General features: G+C 42.2%; 16 protein-coding genes. 14 read left to right on the plus strand and 2 right to left on the minus strand.

Going from position 1 to position 21275, the window contains the following annotated elements:
• Window positions 1-87: 87 nt before the first annotated feature.
• The gene (locus tag AC51G0_RS22380) at window positions 88-2961 is read right to left on the minus strand and encodes a BamA/TamA family outer membrane protein (RefSeq protein WP_496303856.1); all 2874 of its coding nucleotides are present in this window, start codon (window positions 2959-2961) and stop codon (window positions 88-90) included.
• A 31-nt stretch (window positions 2962-2992) separates the two neighbouring features.
• Window positions 2993-3709 carry a winged helix-turn-helix domain-containing protein gene (locus tag AC51G0_RS22385; protein WP_496303858.1) on the minus strand — a complete coding sequence of 239 codons (717 nt, stop codon included), beginning with the start codon at window positions 3707-3709 and terminating at the stop codon, window positions 2993-2995.
• 194 nt (window positions 3710-3903) lie between these two features.
• On the opposite strand from AC51G0_RS22385, the gene AC51G0_RS22390 reads away from it, so the two are divergent.
• From AC51G0_RS22390 to AC51G0_RS22455, 14 genes are all read left to right on the plus strand, one after another.
• Entirely contained in the window at window positions 3904-4818 is a 915-nt protein-coding gene (locus tag AC51G0_RS22390) for a DMT family transporter (protein ID WP_496303859.1), read from the plus strand.
• A gap of 462 nt (window positions 4819-5280) precedes the next feature.
• Window positions 5281-6681: an undecaprenyl-phosphate glucose phosphotransferase gene (locus AC51G0_RS22395; protein WP_496304182.1), complete on the plus strand. Its 1401-nt coding sequence runs from the start codon at window positions 5281-5283 to the stop codon at window positions 6679-6681.
• A 19-nt stretch (window positions 6682-6700) separates the two neighbouring features.
• Complete coding sequence (locus tag AC51G0_RS22400) at window positions 6701-7906, plus strand: outer membrane beta-barrel protein (protein ID WP_496303860.1); 1206 nt, start codon at window positions 6701-6703, stop codon at window positions 7904-7906.
• A gap of 35 nt (window positions 7907-7941) precedes the next feature.
• Entirely contained in the window at window positions 7942-8469 is a 528-nt protein-coding gene (locus AC51G0_RS22405; RefSeq protein WP_496303862.1) for a polysaccharide biosynthesis/export family protein, read from the plus strand.
• Between the two features lie 51 nt (window positions 8470-8520).
• Window positions 8521-10734, plus strand: coding sequence for a GumC family protein (locus tag AC51G0_RS22410; protein WP_496303863.1), 2214 nt, complete (start codon window positions 8521-8523; stop codon window positions 10732-10734).
• A gap of 136 nt (window positions 10735-10870) precedes the next feature.
• Window positions 10871-12001 (plus strand): non-hydrolyzing UDP-N-acetylglucosamine 2-epimerase, encoded by a 1131-nt coding sequence (wecB, locus tag AC51G0_RS22415; RefSeq protein WP_496303864.1) that lies wholly within the window; start codon window positions 10871-10873, stop codon window positions 11999-12001.
• Window positions 12002-12029: 28 nt separating this feature from the next.
• A complete protein-coding gene (gene wecC / locus AC51G0_RS22420) occupies window positions 12030-13280 on the plus strand; it encodes a UDP-N-acetyl-D-mannosamine dehydrogenase (protein ID WP_496303865.1) in 1251 nt (416 codons plus the stop codon).
• Between the two features lie 38 nt (window positions 13281-13318).
• Entirely contained in the window at window positions 13319-14542 is a 1224-nt protein-coding gene (locus AC51G0_RS22425) for a hypothetical protein (RefSeq protein ID WP_496303866.1), read from the plus strand.
• The gene (locus AC51G0_RS22430) at window positions 14529-15788 is read left to right on the plus strand and encodes an O-antigen ligase family protein (protein ID WP_496303867.1); all 1260 of its coding nucleotides are present in this window, start codon (window positions 14529-14531) and stop codon (window positions 15786-15788) included. The genes AC51G0_RS22425 and AC51G0_RS22430 overlap by 14 nt, the downstream gene beginning before the upstream one ends.
• Window positions 15789-15870: 82 nt before the next feature.
• Window positions 15871-17214, plus strand: a complete 1344-nt coding sequence (locus AC51G0_RS22435) for a phenylacetate--CoA ligase family protein (RefSeq protein WP_496303868.1) — start codon at window positions 15871-15873, stop codon at window positions 17212-17214.
• Between the two features lie 64 nt (window positions 17215-17278).
• Window positions 17279-18463, plus strand: coding sequence for a hypothetical protein (locus tag AC51G0_RS22440; RefSeq protein WP_496303869.1), 1185 nt, complete (start codon window positions 17279-17281; stop codon window positions 18461-18463).
• Complete coding sequence (locus AC51G0_RS22445) at window positions 18447-19421, plus strand: AAC(3) family N-acetyltransferase (RefSeq protein ID WP_496303870.1); 975 nt, start codon at window positions 18447-18449, stop codon at window positions 19419-19421. The genes AC51G0_RS22440 and AC51G0_RS22445 overlap by 17 nt, the downstream gene beginning before the upstream one ends.
• A complete protein-coding gene (locus tag AC51G0_RS22450) occupies window positions 19399-20424 on the plus strand; it encodes a polysaccharide deacetylase family protein (protein ID WP_496303871.1) in 1026 nt (341 codons plus the stop codon). The genes AC51G0_RS22445 and AC51G0_RS22450 overlap by 23 nt, the downstream gene beginning before the upstream one ends.
• A 9-nt stretch (window positions 20425-20433) precedes the next feature.
• Window positions 20434-21171, plus strand: a complete 738-nt coding sequence (locus AC51G0_RS22455) for a WecB/TagA/CpsF family glycosyltransferase (protein ID WP_496303873.1) — start codon at window positions 20434-20436, stop codon at window positions 21169-21171.
• Window positions 21172-21275 lie beyond the last annotated feature (104 nt).

The raw sequence follows: 21275 nt of genomic DNA on the forward strand, positions 1-21275 counted from the left end.
CCAACTAATAGAAACTTCTATCAGTATAGTGACGCGAGGTGTATGCCAACCTCTTGTGACACCGTATTCTCATAAATTGAGCTTTATCTAGATACCACCAGAAATGGTCAGGTACACCTCATCCTTGCCTTGTTCACTATCTAGCCCATAGGCATAGCCCAGCGTTATCGGCAAGGTCAGGTTATAGCCCAGTTTTGCTTCCACCGTAATCTGGGTGCCAATACTTGTCAGCTGTTTCCGGTCTTCCCCGGAATCCCATGCGGCCCCCGAATCAACAAACACCGAGCCAGATACATCCCCAAGGCCAACCGGATACAGTGACCAGTTGCGTTCAACACGCGCCAGCCAGGTTTTCAGCTCCAACCTCTGGGTTGCATAGCGATGGCCGCGCTGAACGGACTCATCATATCCCCTTAGCGCCTGGGTATCCCGGCCGAACAGGCGGACTTCTTCAAACAAATCATTGCCGCCCAATCGGAAGCTCTTCGCTTCATCGTCAGCATAACCGCCAGCCAATCTCGCTGTCAGAGTCGTTCTGCCCGGCAGATCCCAGGTTCCCTTCCATTGGGCCTGGTACTTCTGCCCCTCAAAGTCACTGTCGAACAAGGCATTGGTCTCGGCCACTACATCCAAGTAGTGCCCCCAGCCAACTCCTGGCACATTCAAATAGCCTTCGCGGTTGTCAAAGGTCAGAGCAAGACCCGTCAGGGTCTCGTTGCTTTCTCTGTACGCTATCATGCTGGCAAAATCAGGTTGGGAAACCAGACTCTCTTTGTCTAACACGCCACCAGCATGCAAACTCAATTGATCTTCAAAGGCCGTAACGATGTGATTACGTTGCAGCAAGAAATCGTCATCGCGGGTGATACGGTAGCCACTACTATTATCAATCGTCAGCTTGTCATAACTATGGCTGCTACTGATCGCAGCCATCCAACGATTGTCATACAGATAGGACAAATTAACATCAGCCAGCTCATTGTCGACATCCCATGTGGCCGTTAACTGATAACTATGACGACCCAGCGCATCAGAGCCATAAGTCAACGCCCCTAACTGGGTCCGTGCATCATCAATATAAACGACAGGTAGCCAGTTGCGTGGACGAAGCGTCGACCAAGGGCTATAGGACTCCGGCTCACTTTTTTCTGCCACTTGTTCGACGACTGGCGGGTAGTTATATCGACCTTGCTGGCTATCAATATTCTGTGCCGACAAGGCCAGAGGCTCTGGCAGATAGCGCAACTGATAACCTTGGCTATCGTAGGCCTGATAAACCAGGCCAAAACCCGGCTGCCAAACAGGCTGTAAAGCCCCGCCCAATTCTCGTGTCCACTGTTCGAGCTGGCCGTTGTTTTCATCAAGCGTATAAATATCGAATACACCGTCATAATCAGCACTAAAGACGATGCGGCCATCCGGCAGATAGCTCGGGCTGCTTTCAGCAGCTTTGGTATCTGTCAATGCTCGCCATGTTTTAGTCTCCAAATTCAGGATTTCTAGGTTCCAGCCTTGCTGCGGACGCTTCACGGCAGCGACCAGCTCTTTACCTGTCGGTGAGATATCAAAAGCACCGAGTACCGTATCAGAGTCACCTCGCCAAATTCTTACAGGATCCTGAACAGACTCCTGGGAAGTTTCCTGAACAGGTTCCTGAACAGGCTTCTGCTGCTGGGTATCCAGCAACCAAAGCTCGCTGATACCTGCCACCTTGCGACTGGCAACCAGCTGCCTGCCGTCTGGCATCCAGCGAACCTTGCGAAAACGCTGGCGTTCTGTCAGCTGCTGCCACTGGCCGTCATGAAATATAAACAGGTCGTTATAGCTTCTGCCATCGGCATAATGAATGAGCCGCGATGCCGCCAGGCCAGACTGCGGATGAGATGACATGTCTGAAATATCTTTACTCGCCGTCAATGGTAACCATTCACCACGGTGCGGATTAAGGGACGATATCTCTGGACGGTCTTCACCATTGTTACGGTTGACCAGCAGCCCGTGATTGCTGCTGGTCACAACCTGGAGGAATGGCGTCAACTGTAAGTCCTTACCAGCCACCGATTGCTGCTGCAACTGAGTCAGCTGCGGAGCAAACTCCGACTCAAGGTAAGCCTGAAAGTCTAACCACAGTGTAGAAAAGTCTTTGCCAAATGACTGCCTGGCTGTTCGGTTAATCAAAAAATAAGGGATGATCCGGCGGCTATAACCCTGTAAAAAACGCTGAACTTTTTCCTCACCATAAGTTTGCGACAGATATTGGATAAAGTACGCCCCATAAAGGTACTGGTAACCCAACGGCCACTCACGATCAGCGACGGCAACCTGGTCCAAATCTTTGAGTTCACCGCTGGCGACCTCCATGCGCATTTTCATCGCATACTGGCTGCTCTGAAGGCGGCCGTAGCCTAATTCCTCATTCGTTTCCAGATATACCGCCAACCCTTCAAGCAATAAAGAAGGGGTCAGGGCATGGGGAAAGAAAAAAGGCTGGCGTCCAAAGATCTTCTGCAGCACTTTAGGTACCCCAGTCGCCAGCTCCATATGCATGATATGGGCATATTCATGACGGATCAGCAGGTGCAGCCAATCATCGCTGGTTGCCAAATCACCCCCGTCTTCCGGTGGGCTCATAAACAAGCGGATCTGTGCAAAAGGAAGGGGAGTGGCCCAGCCATTAGAAAAATCAAAATCATCCACCAACACGATTTCAGTACGCTCAAGCGGCGCCGACTGAAAATAAGGCAACTGTTCTTGACGAACCCGTTCAGCAATATCCAATACCTTGGTAGCACTTTGTTGATGACCATCTACAAAATGAACAGAGAAATGCTCTGATTGCTGGCTAAGCCAATCTTTACCTTCTTCGTCCCAGCCAACAGGAGCCGCTATCAGTGAAGCCGACGACAGGCCTGCGCCTAACAGCATTCCTAATAGCGTGCGTTTAAGTGTTTTCCCTAACATACTCTACAACCTTGATTATTATTGCTACACACTACCAACTATCTGGCGTGAACAAATACCCTTTACTTCTGACGGTAATAATTTTTCTTGGAAACGATGGAGTATCACCAAGCTTTTTTCGCAATGTCACGACTTTGTTATCTATGGTGCGATCTATACCGTCATAGTCGATGCCTCTGATCGCCTTGACCAAAAACTCACGTGATAGCACCTCATCCGCTTTTGAAGCCAACAGCCACAACAAATCAAACTCGGATCCCGTCAGCGATATGGACTCATCATTCAACATACAGCTTTTGCGCATGTTGTTAAGCTTCAAGCTTCCGCAGGTGAGCTGCTCATTGTGGAGCTGAACGTTTTTTCGACCTGTTGTTTTTGTTATTTCAACATCAGTATGCTGACGACGCACTAACATTCGGATCCGGGCCAATAGCACCCTAAGCGAAATCGGCTTTTGAATAAAATCATCCGCACCTAGCTCTAGTGCTGCCACATGTTCGATATCATCATCAAAAGGAGTCAATAACAGGATTTTACTCGATACATGTGGCCTGATCTGACGACACAGCCCCAAACTGTCACTTCCGGGGTTAGTCCGGCCAATAATTATTAACTCGGGTTGTACGGCTTTTATCAATTCGGCTGCAGAATCCTGGGCCGCAACCACCACCTCGTACCCATGCAGGATGAGATAGTTCTCTTGCTGAGCTCTAACGCTTAAGTCATCTTCCACTAATACTATTTTCATAAATTTCGATCTTACATCTAGCATCAATTGAACAACGTGCAATATTGGCGCGTATCTTACTCGGATAAACCAGCTTGTAAATCATGATTGAGAAAAATATACCTATAATTTTCTGCTTCGATGGCATTTTAGAAAAAATACCTTAAGATAGCCCCACAGAAGGAAGTAACAAAGTTGCAACAAAAGGAAGACTGATGGGCTATATCAAGTCAGCAGCAGATACCACAACACCCTATTTATTGTTGGCCGCTCTCTCGGCTGTATTCATGGGCACTATCGGGGCGATTGCCGTTTATGCAAACCTCAGCTCTGAAACAGTCACCTTCTTCCGCCTTTTCTTTGGCGGGATCATCATGCTGGGATACCTAGCGGTTAGCAAAAAACTAAATTTGCTACTGTGCTGGCCTTCATGGCAGGTGATCATCAACGGTGCCTTTCTCGCGGGCTTCATTGTCTTCTATATTCAAGCCATGAGCCATACCAGTATGGCCAACGCAATCATGACCATTTACCTGGCTCCTGTGGTCGCCTCTATCTCAGCCCATTTCCTGTTTTCGGAAAAGCTAAATACGCAGTCTATTGGCTTGATCTTATTTGCTTTATTAGGCTTTGCGATGATGATGGAGTTTAAGGTCGAGTTCGGTTCCGGCACTCAGGACGCATTAGGCATGCTTTATGCCATCCTTGCCTTGGTGTGCTATTGCTGTTTTATTCTGATCAACCGCGTAATCCCAGCGCGAGTTCATGTCTTTACCCGCAGCTGGTACCAGCTGATGGTTGGCGCAGCCTGCATGCTACCGTTAATGCTGGCTAAAAGTGAGAGCATTGAAATGACTCAGTGGGCCTGGTTAGCCATCGCCGGCCTCATTCCCGGTTTTCTCGCTATCTTATTTGCTGTCATTGCCCTTCGGGAATTACCGTCCGCGACCTTCGGCACCCTGTCATACCTTGAACCTATTGCCGTCGTTTCACTGGCCTGGGGACTTTTTGACCAAGCTTTGAGTCCGTTGCAGCTTTCTGGTTGTATGGTCATCATGGCCTCCGGCATCATGCAAGCCATCGCCACGCAAAAACCACAGGGCAAGCTCATCGAAGCAAGCTCAAGCTAAGCCCCCCAGGATCCACAAGCCTCAGCACCTCTTCTGAGGCTTCATTGTCGTTGTTTAATACAAAAGCCCGTTTCTAACAATACGAAGCCCCTCCCCCTAATAAGGAAAAAGTCTCATACTTTTTTCTTACTTCCAACCTTCCTAACTTGAACTATCTTTAGAAAATACCAACACATTTTTAACATTCATATGTACTTTTTTGTAAGCTCGATTGTCCATACAGAACACAATATTCATCATAACTGTCTGACTTTTCGCTTACTAAAAAATGACATGAACTTAAATAGTAACAAGGAGTTACACATTCTGAGGTTTTATTTTTATGCATGGTGGGAGCTATAACCCAATGGCGGTAGCATGCATAAACGGCTTAACCTCATGAAATATTCAACAATAAAGCAGCAAGCATACAGGCAGCAAATAAACCTCAAGCACATAATAACTACAACAAGGCAACATAAGATGAAGGACAGAGACTTAATTCGACCCAATGAGCCTAATTTTGGATTGCTATATCGTCTCAGTGACATATTTTTTATTATATTGACACTCTATATTGCTACTGAGCTCTACACTAAATCGTTTAACAGCAACTACCAAATTGCAGGTGCATTAGCCATAGTCGGTTTTCTGTTGGCAGCAGAAAGCTGCAATCTTTATCGCTCATGGCGAATTAATACCTTTCGTGAGCATGCTATGGTTACCCTACTCCCATGGACATTAACATCATTCATACTTATAACTGTGGGTTATTTCACCAAAACAAGCTCTGATTTTTCCCGCGTTGTTATAGGTATTTGGTTAAGCGTTACCCCATGTGTTCTTGTCAGCTGGCGTTTCGCCTTAAGGCTAGCGGTTATTCAACTATGCCGTTGCGGCTACTACACTCAAAAAGCAGCCATTATTGGTGTAACGGAAAGCGGTATAGCACTAGCGCGAGAACTCATCCTCAAAGAAAACCCAGGCATCGTACTAGAGGGGTTTTATGACGAGCGCTTTGAAGATCGTATCCCCTATAAACTTAATGCTCCGCTATGTGGCACAGTCATTGACGCATTAGAAAAAGCTAGAAATGGTGAATTACAACATATCTATATTGCAATGCCTTTATGCGCTAAAGGTCGGATCTCAATGTTTCTCGAACAGTTTTCAGACACCACAGCCAATACTTATCTGATACCCGATTTTTTTTCTTACAACCTGCTGTACTCTCGTTGGGGCCATGTTGGGAAAATACAAATCTTAAGTGTGTTTGATACACCATTTAACGGCCTGACGGCATGGGTGAAACGCACTGAAGATATTGTGCTGTCCTCCATAATTCTGGTGCTGGTTTCACCACTCCTGATTGCAATTGCTCTTGGTGTGAAGTGCTCTTCACCCGGTCCTGTTCTCTTTAAACAAGATCGTTATGGCCTTGATGGAAAAAAAATTAAAGTATGGAAATTTCGTTCAATGAGCACGACGGATAATGGTTACATAGTAAAACAAGCCACCAGAAACGATCCCCGTGTAACACCTTTTGGACTGTTTCTTAGACGTACTTCTTTAGACGAATTACCGCAGTTCATTAATGTTTTGCAAGGAACAATGTCTATTGTCGGACCTCGCCCCCATGCCGTGGCTCACAACGAAGAATACAGGGCGATTGTCGGGCGTTATATGCTTCGCCACAAAGTCAAACCTGGTATTACCGGTTGGGCTCAAATAAATGGTTACCGCGGTGAAATAGACACCTTAGATAAGATGGAATCAAGAGTGAAATTTGATCTTGCTTACATCCAACGCTGGTCATTAGCAATGGATATCAAAATTATATATCTCACTATTATTAGAGGCTTTACAGATAAAATGGCTTACTGATGTATAAAAGGACGTTAATATGTCAATTAAATACCATGCTCTGGCTCTGGCTCTGTTTCTTTTCTCACAAGCGACGATGGCTGCGCTTACACCCAATCCATATTTAACTGAGTCAGGCATCAAAGTAACCCCTTTTATTGCTGTTTCGCTTAAGCATAATGACAACATCACCAATGAGAAAGAGAGCCAAGACAAAATATCGTCAATATTATTAGAGCTAGAGCCTTCGGTTATAGCTGTTGCGGAGCATGGTGACAATACTTATTCGGCTAACTACATACTGACTAATGGATCTTATTTTGATAGCTCCGCAGATAACTACTTAGACCATCGTTTTAATTTAGCTGGATTATGGCGCATAAACTTACGAAATTCCTTAAACTTGAGTTACGAACTGAATCGCCTACATGAAGCACGTGGTAGTGGTATCTCTGAAGGTGTAAGCAATACCACAGAAGGATTTGATGAGCCTATCGAATATGTCACTAACTATGTCAATGCTAGCTATACTTATGGATCTGAAGATGCAAAAGGACGTTTAGAAGGCACGATTGGCTATTTCGACAGATCATACAAAAACTTTCGCAATATAACGCAGTTCCGTGATTTTGACGAAAATAGCTATGAAGCGGTCTTTTACTATCGGGTCGCTCCCAACACTGACTTGCTATTTAACATTAAAAAGGAAGATCGTCGCTACGATAAAATTTCATCAGGACAAGTGAGTCAAGATAACGATGCCATCTACTATTATATTGGTGCTGAATGGGACATAACAGGAAAGACAACAGGTACGGCTAAACTGGGGTTGCAAGATAAGAATTTTAAAGACGAACGGCGTGAAGATTTCGATGATACGAGTTGGGATATTGGTGTCACTTGGTCGCCAAAAAGCTATTCGACACTAAGCTTTGCCACCTCACAAAAAGCCAAAGATCCAGACCAGAATGGTGATTATATTAAAGAAACAATTTACGCCTTCGGTTGGCAGCATTCTTGGCGAGAGCGTTTTACTACCGATGTCAGTTATATCTATACCGATGAAGATTACACAGGTGTCCGTCGTAAGGATGAAATTGACACATGGGGTGTTTCGGCAAGCTACGACATACGCCGCTGGCTATCTATTACTTGTGGATGGGATTACACAGACAAGACATCGTCCCAGATCAATATCGGTCACGACCAGCAAATTTGGTATATCACTGCACTCCTTACCCTGTGATGTTTACCATAATGCCATTCTTAGTGAGGTGTTGTATGAAAACCATCAGCTATATTTTATTCAACCTATTAATAGTTTTTGCTGTAAATGCCGCTAATATTGAAGAAACATACAAGCTAGATGCCGGCGATAAAATTCAAATCCAAGTATATGGTGAAGAAGACCTATCAATCGATGAGTTGCTATTAAGCTCAAGTGGTACGTTCGACTATCCGTATCTTGGTCAAATTTTCGCAAAAGGAAAAACCCCTGAACAACTTAAAGATAAAATATATAACGGGCTTCTTGGTGATTATTTAATTGCTCCAAAAGTAAGAGTAAACATTGTCAATTTTCGCCAAATTTATGTCAATGGCGAAGTTAAAAGACCGGGTGGGTATGAATATAAGCCAGGGTTAACCGTAGAGAAGGCTGTTGCTTTAGCTGGAGGATTTACTGACCGCGCTTCACGCAATGCGATCAGTATCAGCCCAGCCAAGGGAGGAAAAGAACTTAAAAATGTCAATCTAAAGCATGCTATCACAGCAGGTGACATTCTTGTCATTGACCAAAGTTTCTTTTAACGAATGCCTTCTCCTCCTTTAATCGGTTCTGATAAATAACTGGGTATGCTTATGCTGGAAAAAACAACTGACAGCCTTCAACTTAAAGAAGAAGTGATTGACTTAGGAAAGTTCCTATTTACTTTGCAAAAATATTGGCTGACGATCTTTCGGCTCACTATCCTGACGACGGCCATTACTGTATTGGTGGTGCTATCTATCACCCCAGTTTATCGCGCTACTGCTGTCTTGCTAATCGAAGCCCAACAACAGAAAGCGGTATCCATTGAAGAAATTGTCGGGATCGACACCAGCCAAAAGGAGTACTACCTAACCCAGTTTGAAATCCTTAAATCGAACCAGATTGCAGAACGCGTTATCGATAAACTCAATTTATCCGCCTTGCCAGAATTTAACGGTCAGCATGAAAGTCAGGGTCTACTGGAAAACATTAAATCTAAGTTTCAATCCCTTGTACTTAACCAGCCTTACCGGCATGAAGAGCTGTCGCAAGAAGCACTCAAGCAGAGAGTTTTAACTACCTTCAAAGAAAAACTGACCATCGCACCATTACCACAAACCCAACTGGTGAACATCAGCTTTGAATCGGAAAATCCTAAGCTGGCTGCTCGTATCGCGAATGAAGTCGGCAACAGCTACATTGAGTCCAATTTGGAAGCCCGGCTAACAATGACAACTCAAACCTCTGGTTGGCTAACCGGGCGCCTGAGCGAGTTGAAGCAGCAGCTCGTTAACTCTAAACAGCAATTAGCCAATTTCTTGCAGCAGGAAGGGCTGATCGACTTAAGTGGCATTGACGGATTAGCATCAACTGAACTGTCTGATCTATCCACTAGACTATCAGCAGCGCGAGATCGCCGAATCGCCGCAGAATCATTATCGTACCTACTCAAACAAAACAAAAGTGCCGACTTAGCCAGCCTGTCATCAGTCTCGGAAATCTCTAATCACCCACAAATGCGTGATATTCGACTAAGTGAAATTGATGCTGAACAACGAGTATCTGAGCTATCAAATCGATATGGCCCAAAGCATGACAAGATGATTCAAGCACAGGCGCAGCTGAAAACCGTCAAAAATAGTGCAACCAAGCTGCTAACACAGCTTGTAAAAGGGCTGGACAAAGAACGCCAAATAGCCCGCCAACAAGAAGTCAGCCTACAGAAAACGCTGACCGCAAAAAAAACCGAATACCAACACCTAACTGTCAAAGAAGCGAAATACGATGCACTGAAGCAGGAAGTCGAGAGCAACCGCCAATTGTACGACCTGTTTCTTAACCGACAGAAAGAAACCAGTGCAACCAGCGACTTTAAAGCGGCTAACGCCCGTTTCTCAGACTACGCAATGACGCCATTGAAACCAGCTAAACCTCGAAAAGCCATGATAGTCAGTATCGCGGCTATCGCCGGAATGGTGCTAGCAACAGCACTGGTCTTTATGCTGGAATCATTTCGCAACACCATTGAACACACCGCAGATATTGAAGACAAACTCGGTTTACATCTGTTGGGGGCTATTCCCTCAGTAAAATCAAAAAAATTGCGCAATGAAGCGCTGGATGCGAGCCTATTTTTCGACACAAAACAGCGCCTCTTCACGGAGTCTGTTCGATCGATCCGGACATCATTACTGCTTAACCAGGCCAACCAGCCACATAAGCGAATTGCAGTGACATCTTCCATACACGGTGAAGGCAAGACCACGACGGCCATCAGCCTTGCTGTAGCCATGGCCACTATGGAAAAAGTGTTGCTGATCGACTGTGATTTGCGACACCCGGCCATTGGTAAACGTTTTGGCCTGGAAACAAACAACTTGGGCCTCACCAATTTACTCGTAATGGGGGCGGCTATTGATAAGTGTATCTATCATGACGACCAATCCGGCCTGGATGTACTATCGGCCGGCCAGCTACAACCAAACCCATTGGAGTTATTAAGCTCGAAGAAGCTAGCTGAATTACTGTCTCAACTTGAAGGGCAATATGACCGAATTATCATCGATACGCCACCCGCTCTAGTTGTAAGTGATGCACTTGTTCTAGGGCGATTAGCCGATGCAACCATCATTGTGGCGAAAGCAGGTGAAACTAAACTCAAGCAGCTCATTGCCACTACCTCAAATATGAACAAACACGATATAGCCATCGATGGCGTGATCCTGAATAAGCTAGAGAAAAAAGACTCCATAACCTACGGTCATACCGATAAGTGTGATGACTATGAAAAGAGTGAGCCTACTAGGCCTGATGCAGCAAGTTAACCAAACTTACACCTGATCAACACCCATTTTCTGCTATCTCAAGACGCTCAGCTTTATAACAGTACAAAATCCAAACAGCAGACAGTGGGCAGCGTTCGGCCTAACTGTTGATTTAGCCACACAGCGAAGTGAAAGTATGAAAAAGATCCTCACCATTTTCGGTACTCGGCCCGAAGCCATTAAAATGGCTCCTTTAGTAACGGCACTCAACAATGATCCCCGTTTTGATGCCAAAACGTGCGTCACCGGACAGCATCGAGAAATGTTGGACCAAGTTCTGGAACTGTTCGAGATCAGCCCAGAATACGATCTGAACATCATGCAACCTGGTCAAAATCTAGGCCAGGTTACGTCACGAATTTTGCAGAAATTGGAGCCTGTACTTGAAGAGTTCGATCCCGATGTCGTCTTGGTGCACGGTGATACCGCCACTACGTTTTCTGCCTCGTTAGCCGCTTACTACCGCCAGATCCAAGTCGGTCATGTCGAAGCTGGGCTCAGAACAGGCAATATCTATTCTCCCTGGCCGGAGGAGGCAAACCGCAAGCTCACTGGCTGCCTGACCCACTACCACTTTACACCAACCGAAAGTTCAAAAAACAATCTATTGAGCGAAGGTTATAATGCTAAAAATATTTTTGTCACGGGCAATACGGTGATTGACGCGTTGTTTATGATCCTTGAGCGCATCAAAAATAACCCGGACCTTTTCGCCACCATAGGATCTGTACTTCCACAGTTAGATTCCGAGAAAAAGCTGATCCTGGTAACAGGCCATCGTCGTGAAAGTTTTGGTGGCGGCTTTGAGCGTATTTGCGAAGCATTAGCAAACACAGCAAAAGCACACCCTGAGTGCCAGATCATCTACCCGGTTCACCTTAATCCCAATGTTCAGGAACCCGTAAACCGCCTGCTAGCTAGCTTCAGCAATATTCTGCTGATTGAGCCACAGCAGTACCTACCCTTTGTTTATTTGATGGATCAAGCCGATATCATATTAACCGACTCCGGCGGTATTCAGGAAGAAGCCCCGTCCCTTGGCAAGCCAGTACTTGTCATGCGTGATACTACCGAGCGCCCCGAAGCCGTTGATACCGGAACCGTGAAACTGGTGGGAACAAACAGCAAAACAATTACTAACGAACTACACAGACTACTAACAGATAAAGCTGCCTATCGCCAGATGAGCCAGGCAACCAACCCCTATGGTGATGGCAAGGCCTGTGCTCGCATTCTCGATGCATTAGCAACTAACACTTACAAGTAAAAATCCATTGCATAGCTAGGAGGTAATAATGTCTTTCAAAAAAGTCTCGGTGATCGGTCTAGGATATATCGGCCTGCCAACAGCTGCAGTGGTCGCATCACGTGGCATAGATGTTATAGGTGTTGATGTAATCCAAGCATCTGTAGAAACCATCAATGCCGGTAAAGTCCACATTGTCGAGCCTGACTTAGACATTATTGTTCGCGGTGTGGTGAACACAGGTAAGTTAAGAGCGACGACTAGCCCAGAGCCGGCTGACGCTTTTGTTATTGCGGTGCCGACACCTTTTAAACAAAATGAAGAAAGTAACCATGACCCAGACATTTCCTTCATTGAAGCGGCAGCAAAAGCGATTGCACCAGTATTGGAAAAAGGTAACTTGGTTATTTTGGAATCGACATCTCCTGTTGGTACCACTGAAAAATTATCCAACTGGTTAAAAGAGTTACGCGATGATCTAACATTTCCACAAGAAAAAGGGGATATTGCCGATATTAAAATAGCCCATTGCCCGGAACGGGTTCTACCCGGTTATGTATTGCAAGAGCTGGTTTCCAATGATCGTTTAATCGGCGGCCTGTCCAAAGCCAGCTCAGAGAGAGCTGTTGAATTCTATAAAACCTTTGTTCGTGGCGAGTGTATTATCACCAACGCTCGAACAGCTGAGATGGCAAAGCTGACAGAAAATGCCTTCCGTGATGTTAATATCGCTTTCGCGAACGAACTATCCGTTATTTGTGATAAATTAAAGATTAACGTGTGGGAACTGGTAAAACTATCTAACCGCCATCCACGTGTTAATATCCTAAATCCAGGACCTGGAGTCGGCGGACATTGTATCGCAGTTGATCCCTGGTTTATTGTCAATAGCTGCCCGGAAGAAGCTACGTTAATCCGTCAAGCGCGGGAGACAAATGATGCCAAGCCGAACTATGTAATCAGCCAGGTTATTAGAGCAGCAAATGAGTTTAAACGCCCGGTTATTGCCTTTTTAGGGCTTTCTTTTAAAGCTGATATTGATGATTTGCGTGAAAGTCCGGCTCTGCAAATCGTTGAAAGCTTGGTGAGTCAAAAGATTGGTCAACTGTTTGCAGTCGAACCAAATATACAATCTATACCAAAAGTTCTTGTTGAAGCAGGTGTCGAGTTATCCTCATTAGATGAAGCTCTAGAAAAGGCTAACATAGTCGTTATTCTTGTTGACCACAAAGAATTTCAGACTGTGGATAGAAGCCGGCTTGTAACTAAGGTTGTGATTGATACTCGCGGTATTGTTTAAAAAGAAGTTGATATATTTTTGTTATGGGCATCATAAACATGAAATATAAATGTTTAGCTGATAATTTGTTAATTATTTTTTGTACTGGCATGCCTGGTGTACAAAGAGTATTGATGTTCATAATTGTTGAACGCTTGTATACATTAATTGAATTAGGTAACTTTTCGAGCGACTTGTCTATTCTAAACGTAATATCCTATTTTACCGCTATAGGTTGGTCAAGTTTAGTCATGACAAAAATACCTAAATTACAGGATCAAGAACAATATTTATTTAGATTGATGATTACGAGCATTATTTATTATATTATTTTTGCACTCATGCTTTATCTTATATCTACATTCGGATTAGTTAAAGACATACTGGGATCTTTGATTTTTCTTTTTTCGTGGATGCTTTATCAAATACTCAGACATTTTAACCTGACATTAAGGGCATATAAAAAAATTCTCGCTGTTGACGTTTCATGCATTATAATAACAACGTCATTGATATTAACAGGTATAGCTCCATTGATATCAATCGGTGTTACTTATCTATTAGCAGCATTTTTATTTATTCCAAATTTATTCAATCATAAATTTCATTTTATTTCTATATCAGATCAAATTAAAGCCGGAGAAGTTGGACTCAGCAACTTTTTATTAAGTGCAGCCGCTGGCGGATTACCATTTATTTGTGGGTTAGTAATTGATATTAAATACTCTGCTCTAATTGGTTTTTCGTTATCATTCTTTTATATAATGCATTTAGTTCCTAGAGCTATCAGCTCTTATTTCGTGCCAAAAATGTCGAAGATGGTGGTAGATGATAAATATAAGTTCATGCAAGTGTCCTTAAAGCAATTCACCTTCAGCACAATAAGTCTGCTCCTTTTTTCCATATTGCTAACAATGACCATTTACATAATTCATCTGTACAAAACCCCACCTTTAATCAATGTCAGTGATTCTCTATACATTATGTACTTACTATTAGCTCACAGTATACTTATCGTATTTTCACAGCCAGCAACCGACTTTTTTTTGTCCATAGAAAAAACAACATATACTTTAAAATCTAGTTATCTATATTCAATAATAACAATTTTATCTGCTTCGATATTCCTTAAGTTTGGCAGCAAATCAGATGACATCATTTATTTATTAGTGATGCTGTGCTTTGCCGGAATTATACGCAATATCTATTTGTATATTAGTGTTTTAAAAAACAGAAGAGACTATATTTCAAACATAGGGAAAGCTATCAATGAACTTAAATAGCTTTATCATCGCAAAAAGAATTTCCATTGTTTTTATACTATTTATTCTGTCATTTTCAGTTTTTTTACCAGACGCCATTCGTGATGTTAAAGTCTTTATTGTTATCTTAGCCATGGGAATAGCACTTGCAGCATTAAGAATAAAAAATGGAATACCAAAAAATAACTCATTGATTATTCTCTTTGTATTTTGTACTTTATGTTTTATATACACATTGTTTTCTATGTTATTCGGTAATTGGACAGATAATTATCTATATGACTTTAACTATATATTTAGGCATTCATACTTTTCATTATTGATGCCAATCATTATTTTAGCTTCAATGCTTATTTTTAAAACCACCAGCAAGGATATAAATTCATTTATAACAAATAATGCTATAAAGATAATATTTTCTTTCATTTCATTAGATATGTTGCTTGCATACTATTTGGGTAGTCAAAACTTTTTGATTAACAATGATTATACATTTTATCAAGAAAAAGGATTTATCTGGCTTTTAGTTTGTTATGTGTTTTTCTTTTGCATGGCAAATAAAATAAGACATCATATTATATTTTTAATTATCACAATTGGCTTTTTCGCAGAAAGAACATTAGGCTACGGCAGTACTTTTAACGCTTCTACAGGGGCATTGTTTTATCTGATAATGGTCGCAAGTTATTTCTCATGGGGTCTTTTTACATTAAATAAATTATTCTATTTATACTTGAAATTGATGATCATTACCGCTCTGTTGTTTGTGTTTATCGCCCCATATTATTCTGATAATTTTTTATCTGACTTAAACACCTATTGGCGATTAGAATCATGGAAAAGTAATTTAGATTCAGTTGTTGATAATAATAGCTTTGGTTCTGGTTTCGGCATCTCATACTTCCCATTAAGGCAAGATGTAATCGATTGGGCTTATCATGCATATGACTCTGGAATATCAGATCTTTACCTAGTAGAACACATGTTTATTAGAGGTCAGCACTCTTCGATTATTAATATAACTTTCAGAGTAGGCTTGATTGGGGTTGCAATATTTTTGTCATTTTTAGCCTCAGTTTTTCTGAATTATTCACAGAAAGATAAAACTGCTGAGTACAAGTATCTTGCTCCAGTATTTACATGCGGAATTTTAAACATATCTGTACATGTTGGATTAGAATCACCTCCGTTTTTAATTACATTTTCTATAGCAACAGGATTTCTAATTGAAGCAGCACAAATCAAGAGCAGGAAGGTCTGTAATTAAAGCTAGATTGGAATCTCTTGTTCGTATGGGCCAGCTTGATATGAACCTAGCCACGAAAAATAACGCATAGGGGGAATTTATTATGTTTACAAGTAATATATATAAGCTCTCACCAATAATCATTCAAAACATAATGTTAACATGCAGAGGTTTTATACGAAAAGTAGCAAGGGAAAATAAATTACAGCGCATAATTTTAAAAGAAATAAAAAGAAATGAGTTTGATCGTAACATATCAAGTGATTTCTCAAAAAAAATGTTAAAAAGTGCATTGGTTAATGCAAAAGAAAAGGCCGCATTTTATAGCCAGAAAGATGAAATTGACAACAATAATGTAAAATCGTTTCCATTTATAGGAAAAACAGACTTACGAGATGATCCAGAAGGATTTTTGTGTGCTGATTATAAAGGAATTATTATCAATGGTTCAACAAGTGGAACCACAGGTACTCCCCTGACGATTAAGCAAGATATGATGTCAGTGATAAGAGAACAAGCTTTTATTGCAAGACATTTAGAGTGGGCCGGGTTTAAAAAAGGGGATAAGCGTGCCTGGATACGTGGAGATATGATCGTTCCTTTAGAACAAAAGCAACAGCCATTTTGGCGCTTCTCCTATTTTGAAGATATGATCTTACTCTCATCGTTCCATATGGCACCTGAAAACCTGCCTTTATATCTCCAGGCGATGGTGGACTATGGTGTTGATATTATTCAAGCCTACCCTTCTTCGATTCTTACTTTAGCAAAATATCTAGATATTAGAAATGAGTATTACCCGGGTAAGCTAAAGTCAATAATAACCAGCTCTGAATCACTCTCAGCCGATAATAAAAAGCTAATAGAAAAACGCTTCAACTGTACTATCTTTGATTTGTATGGCTCATTTGAACGAGTCGCGGCTATAGCGAGCTGTGAACATGGCCGCTACCATATTTTATCAGACTACTCCCATGTGGAATTACTAGATGCTGGAGATGGAAGGCACGAAATTGTTGGTACGAATTTCAACAACACTCTTTTACCTCTTATCCGCTATAAAACCGGTGATCATGTTATTTTATCTGATGAAGAATCTTGCCCATGTGGACGAGTATTTCCATTAGTTGATCATATTGATGGCCGAAATGGTGACTACCTTATTGGTGAGGATGGTCAGAAAATACATATACTTAATCACATTCCCAAGAATGTAATGGGATTGATTAGTTGTCAATTTGTCCAAAAATCACTAACGAGAATTCAAGTATTGGCAGTAGTCGATAAAAATTTGTTTACTACTGAACAAAAAACACAGTTGATCGCTAATACCAAAGAACGTGTTGGACGTTCTATTGATGTTGAAGTGAATATCGTTTCGCTATTACCAAAGAGAACAAAAAACGGGAAAGTTCGACAAGCCGTTAGGGAAATAGAGGAATGCTAGCTCGACATATTGCTATTACTTTTTTCATCGACTTGGTGTCAGGATTCAAATTGAGGACGCGTTAATGCTTATAGGAAACAACGTTATATTAGAAGAGTCTTTTCTTCGATTAAAAAAGTTTATCGAAGATCAGAATTATAAGGGTTATGACCCTTTTGATGGCCTCTCTGGAAAATTTAACAGTACTTTCCTTTTTAAATACAGACTCCCCCGACTCGTCATCCAGCAGCTGATCAAAAGGTCTCCAGTCAACCTTAGAAGGGTACTGGGGATCAAGAAGCAATATATACCCAAAGGGTTGGGATTGCTGCTGTCGGGTTATTCTGCCCACTATAAGCTCACAGGTTCGAAAGACTCATACCAACGTTGCTATGAACTGTTTGAGTTGCTAGTTGAAATGAAAACACCAGGTTATAGCGGTAACTGTTGGGGTTTTCCAGGCTACTGGCAAACAAGAGCTTTCTTTCAACCTTATAGCGCCCCACAAATCGTGGCATCAACATACATTGGTTGTGCAATGTTGGATTTTTATGAAATATCCAAGGATGAAAAAGTTCTTAATGAAGCAATTGGAATAATCCCATTTATTCTCAATGATCTGAATAACGTTGAACATGAGGATGGCACAATTTCTGTCTCCTATACCTGCTTCGACCAATCTGCGGTATACAATGCAACAGCCTTAGCATCCAGGTTCGCAGCTAGAGTGTACAGCTTCACCCAAGACAAATCGCTATTGGACTTTTGCAAAAAGACAATGGCATACGTTGAGTCCGGACAAAATATAGATGGATCCTGGCCATATAGCCCGCTACCGTTTCATCAATGGGTTGATGGCTTTCATAGTGGTTATAACCTGGAGTGTATGGCTCAGTACCAGGAATACACAGGAGATAATTCTTTTTCCGACTGCCTTGATAAAGGGTTTGATTATTATATAAATACCTTCTTTACCGATACAGGTGTCCCTAAGTACTACAACAATTCAACATACCCTATAGATGTTCATTCTCCTGCACAGTTGATTATAACGCTTTCAAAAATGAACCGGTTTAGTGAAGGCAAAGACGTTGCACTGAAAGTTTTACACTGGACAATTGATAATATGCAGTCAAAAAACGGTAACTTCTACTACCAAATCAACCGGTTATTTACTTCAAGGATACCGTATATAAGGTGGTCTCAAGCTTGGATGTTTTATGCTTTATCAACTTGCTTGCTGGAGTTAAATAATGAAAAGGCTTATTAAAACGGCTAAAGCGTATCTACCGATTTTTTTTCAAAAGAAAGTAGATAAACTTGTTCTCGATAGGAAGTTATCTCGTTGCAAGGAAAGAAGGCTCCGGGTACAAGTTCCTATCGAGGATGTTAGAGCCGTACTTGAAAAATTTGATTTTAACTCTGATGTTCTCATCCACTCTTCTATTTCAAATATCGGCAGGATTCGAGGTGGAGCGCCAGCAGTCGTTGCTACAATCACAGAGCTCATGGATCTCAATAAACGCACCCTTCTTGCACCTGCACTGCCCTTTATGGGTTATGTTCAAGATTATTTAGGTTCACTTGACAATTTTAGTGTTTGCTCCGCAAAAAATTGTATGGGTGACATTTCAAATTTGTTGATGAGAAGAGATGATTGTGTTCGAAGTTTGCACCCATCACATTCGGTCATCGCCGTAGGTAAAAAAAGCCGAGAATATATTGGTGAACATCATTTATCAAAAACGCCGTTTGACAAACATAGTCCCTACTCTAAGTTATCTCTATTCAATGGACAGATCCTGATGTTCGGCGTTGGGCTGAACTCTGTCACTAGCAATCATGTTTATGAAGACATGCTAGGCAGCCTTTTGCCATTCAACGTTTATTCTGAAGAGCTTTATGAGATACCTTGTATTGGTGTAAGCGAAGAAGACTATCATACTGTTTCAACACGGGCTCACAATCCAGCTTATTCCGCTAAACGAGATGCTGAATTAGCAAGGTGTTATTTAGAAAAAGCCGGTGCCATAAAAACGTTTAGTCTTGGAGATTCAGAGGTTTCTATGCTTAATGCAAGAAAACTGAACCAGGTTTTACTTGAAATGCTGTTAGATGGCAAAAGTATCTATGGCAAAGTCAGATTAAATAAATTGCAGCGAGATAAAGTGACGCAGCTCATTTCAGAGTTTGAAGAGGAACCTCATGAAGCCAATCTTAACGCTTGATTATGAGATTTTTTTCGGCCAGAAAGTAGGGACACCGCAGGTTTCCATGGTCACGGCAACCAATAAACTGCTTGAGACGTTAGATCAGTTCAAAGCCAAAGCCGTATTTTTTGTTGACGCGACCTACTTGCTCGCATTAAAGAGCAACATGCTGTCTCATCCTACTTTACAAAAAGACTATAGTGACATAATTCACCATATACAATTTCTCGAAAATTGCGGCCATCAGATACAACTCCATATTCATCCACACTGGATGAACTCACGTTTTACTGATGAAGGATGGCATATTGCTAGAGATCGTTTTCGTCTGTTTGACTGGAGCCCTTGCGAAGCTGCTGACATTATTAAGCAATCAACGACTGAACTAAACTCCCACTTGAACCATAAGGTTTTCGCTTTCAGAGCCGGGGGCTGGTGCATTCAGCCTTTTCCTCATATTAGCAGAGCTTTATCGAGCAATGGAATCACACTTGATTCAACAGTCTTCCAAGGTGGCTGTGCTAATTCTTCAAGTCATAGTTTCGATTTCACTTCCGCACCAGGCCTGGACTCCTGGTGGTTTCATCATGATCCGTGCATACCCGATAAGGACGGAGTATTCTACGAAGTTCCAATCTCTTCACAAGTCGTCTCCCCTTTATTCTTTTGGAAATTCGCGGCAACTAAGTTTTTTGGAAACAAATCAAAACATCGTTGTTTTGGTGACGGTGTGGCAATCAAAAACAGCAGGAAAGATACACTGAGAATGCTGACCCGGAGTTCGAGTTCAGTGGTCTCCGTTGATGGTTATAAATCATCTCTACTACTTGATAATTATAAAAAAGCAGAGCACAGCGGACCCAAGAACTTTGTTGTAATTGGACACCCTAAAGCACTCAGTGAGTTTTCACTTAGCAACATAACTAACTGGCTGTCCTATATTCAATCCCAAGGCCAGTCGCTAGGCTTATTCTCCAAGCCTAGCCCTATTCATCACTTACCGACTTCAACCAATTTGTAGGAGTGCATTATGCAACGGATTAACTTTCTGGGTGCGCCCATGGACTCTGCTTCTATGACAGATACGGTATGCCTTATTTCTGAAAGGATTAAAACACATCACTTCACCCAGCATGTGGTCGTCAATGTCGCCAAGTTGGTGAATATGCGGAAGGATGATGAACTGAAACGCTCGGTAACCGAGTGTGACATCATCAATATTGACGGTATGGGAGTGGTTTTAGGAGCGCGCTTTCTGGGCCATGATGTTTGTCAGAGAGTAGCTGGCATAGACTTGTTTCATGAACTACTCAAGATGTCTGCTGATGAACAGTTTCCGGTATTCTTATTAGGAGCAAGACAAGAAATAGTCTCCAAGACTGCACAGGCCGTACAAGAAAAGTACCCCACGTTACCGCTTGCCGGTTATCACAATGGTTATTTCTGGGATGATGAACAAGCCGTTGTCGACAAGATCAAAGCTTCTGGGGCTCGATTGTTGTTTGTAGCCATCACCTCCCCCAAGAAAGAAAACTTCATCAATAAATGGAAAGATGAGCTGGGAGTCGATTTTGTGATGGGGGTTGGTGGTACGTTTGACGTTGTGGCAGGAAAAGTAAAACGAGCGCCCCTTTGGATGCAAAAATATGGGCTGGAATGGCTGTATCGCATCATCCAAGAGCCACGTCGGATGTGGAAGCGTTATCTTGTCACCAATACTAAATTCGCTTATCTTCTGCTGAAAGAGAAGATTAGTTCTGAACGATAGCCTTATCACTAGAGAAATAGTGTTCTTTCTTTAACGCCCCACACATATTTCTCTATTTTTTGACACACTGGTGAAAGGGCTGCTGACCAATATCATATTACCCG

This window comes from Photobacterium sp. HL06 (genome assembly GCF_059552575.1).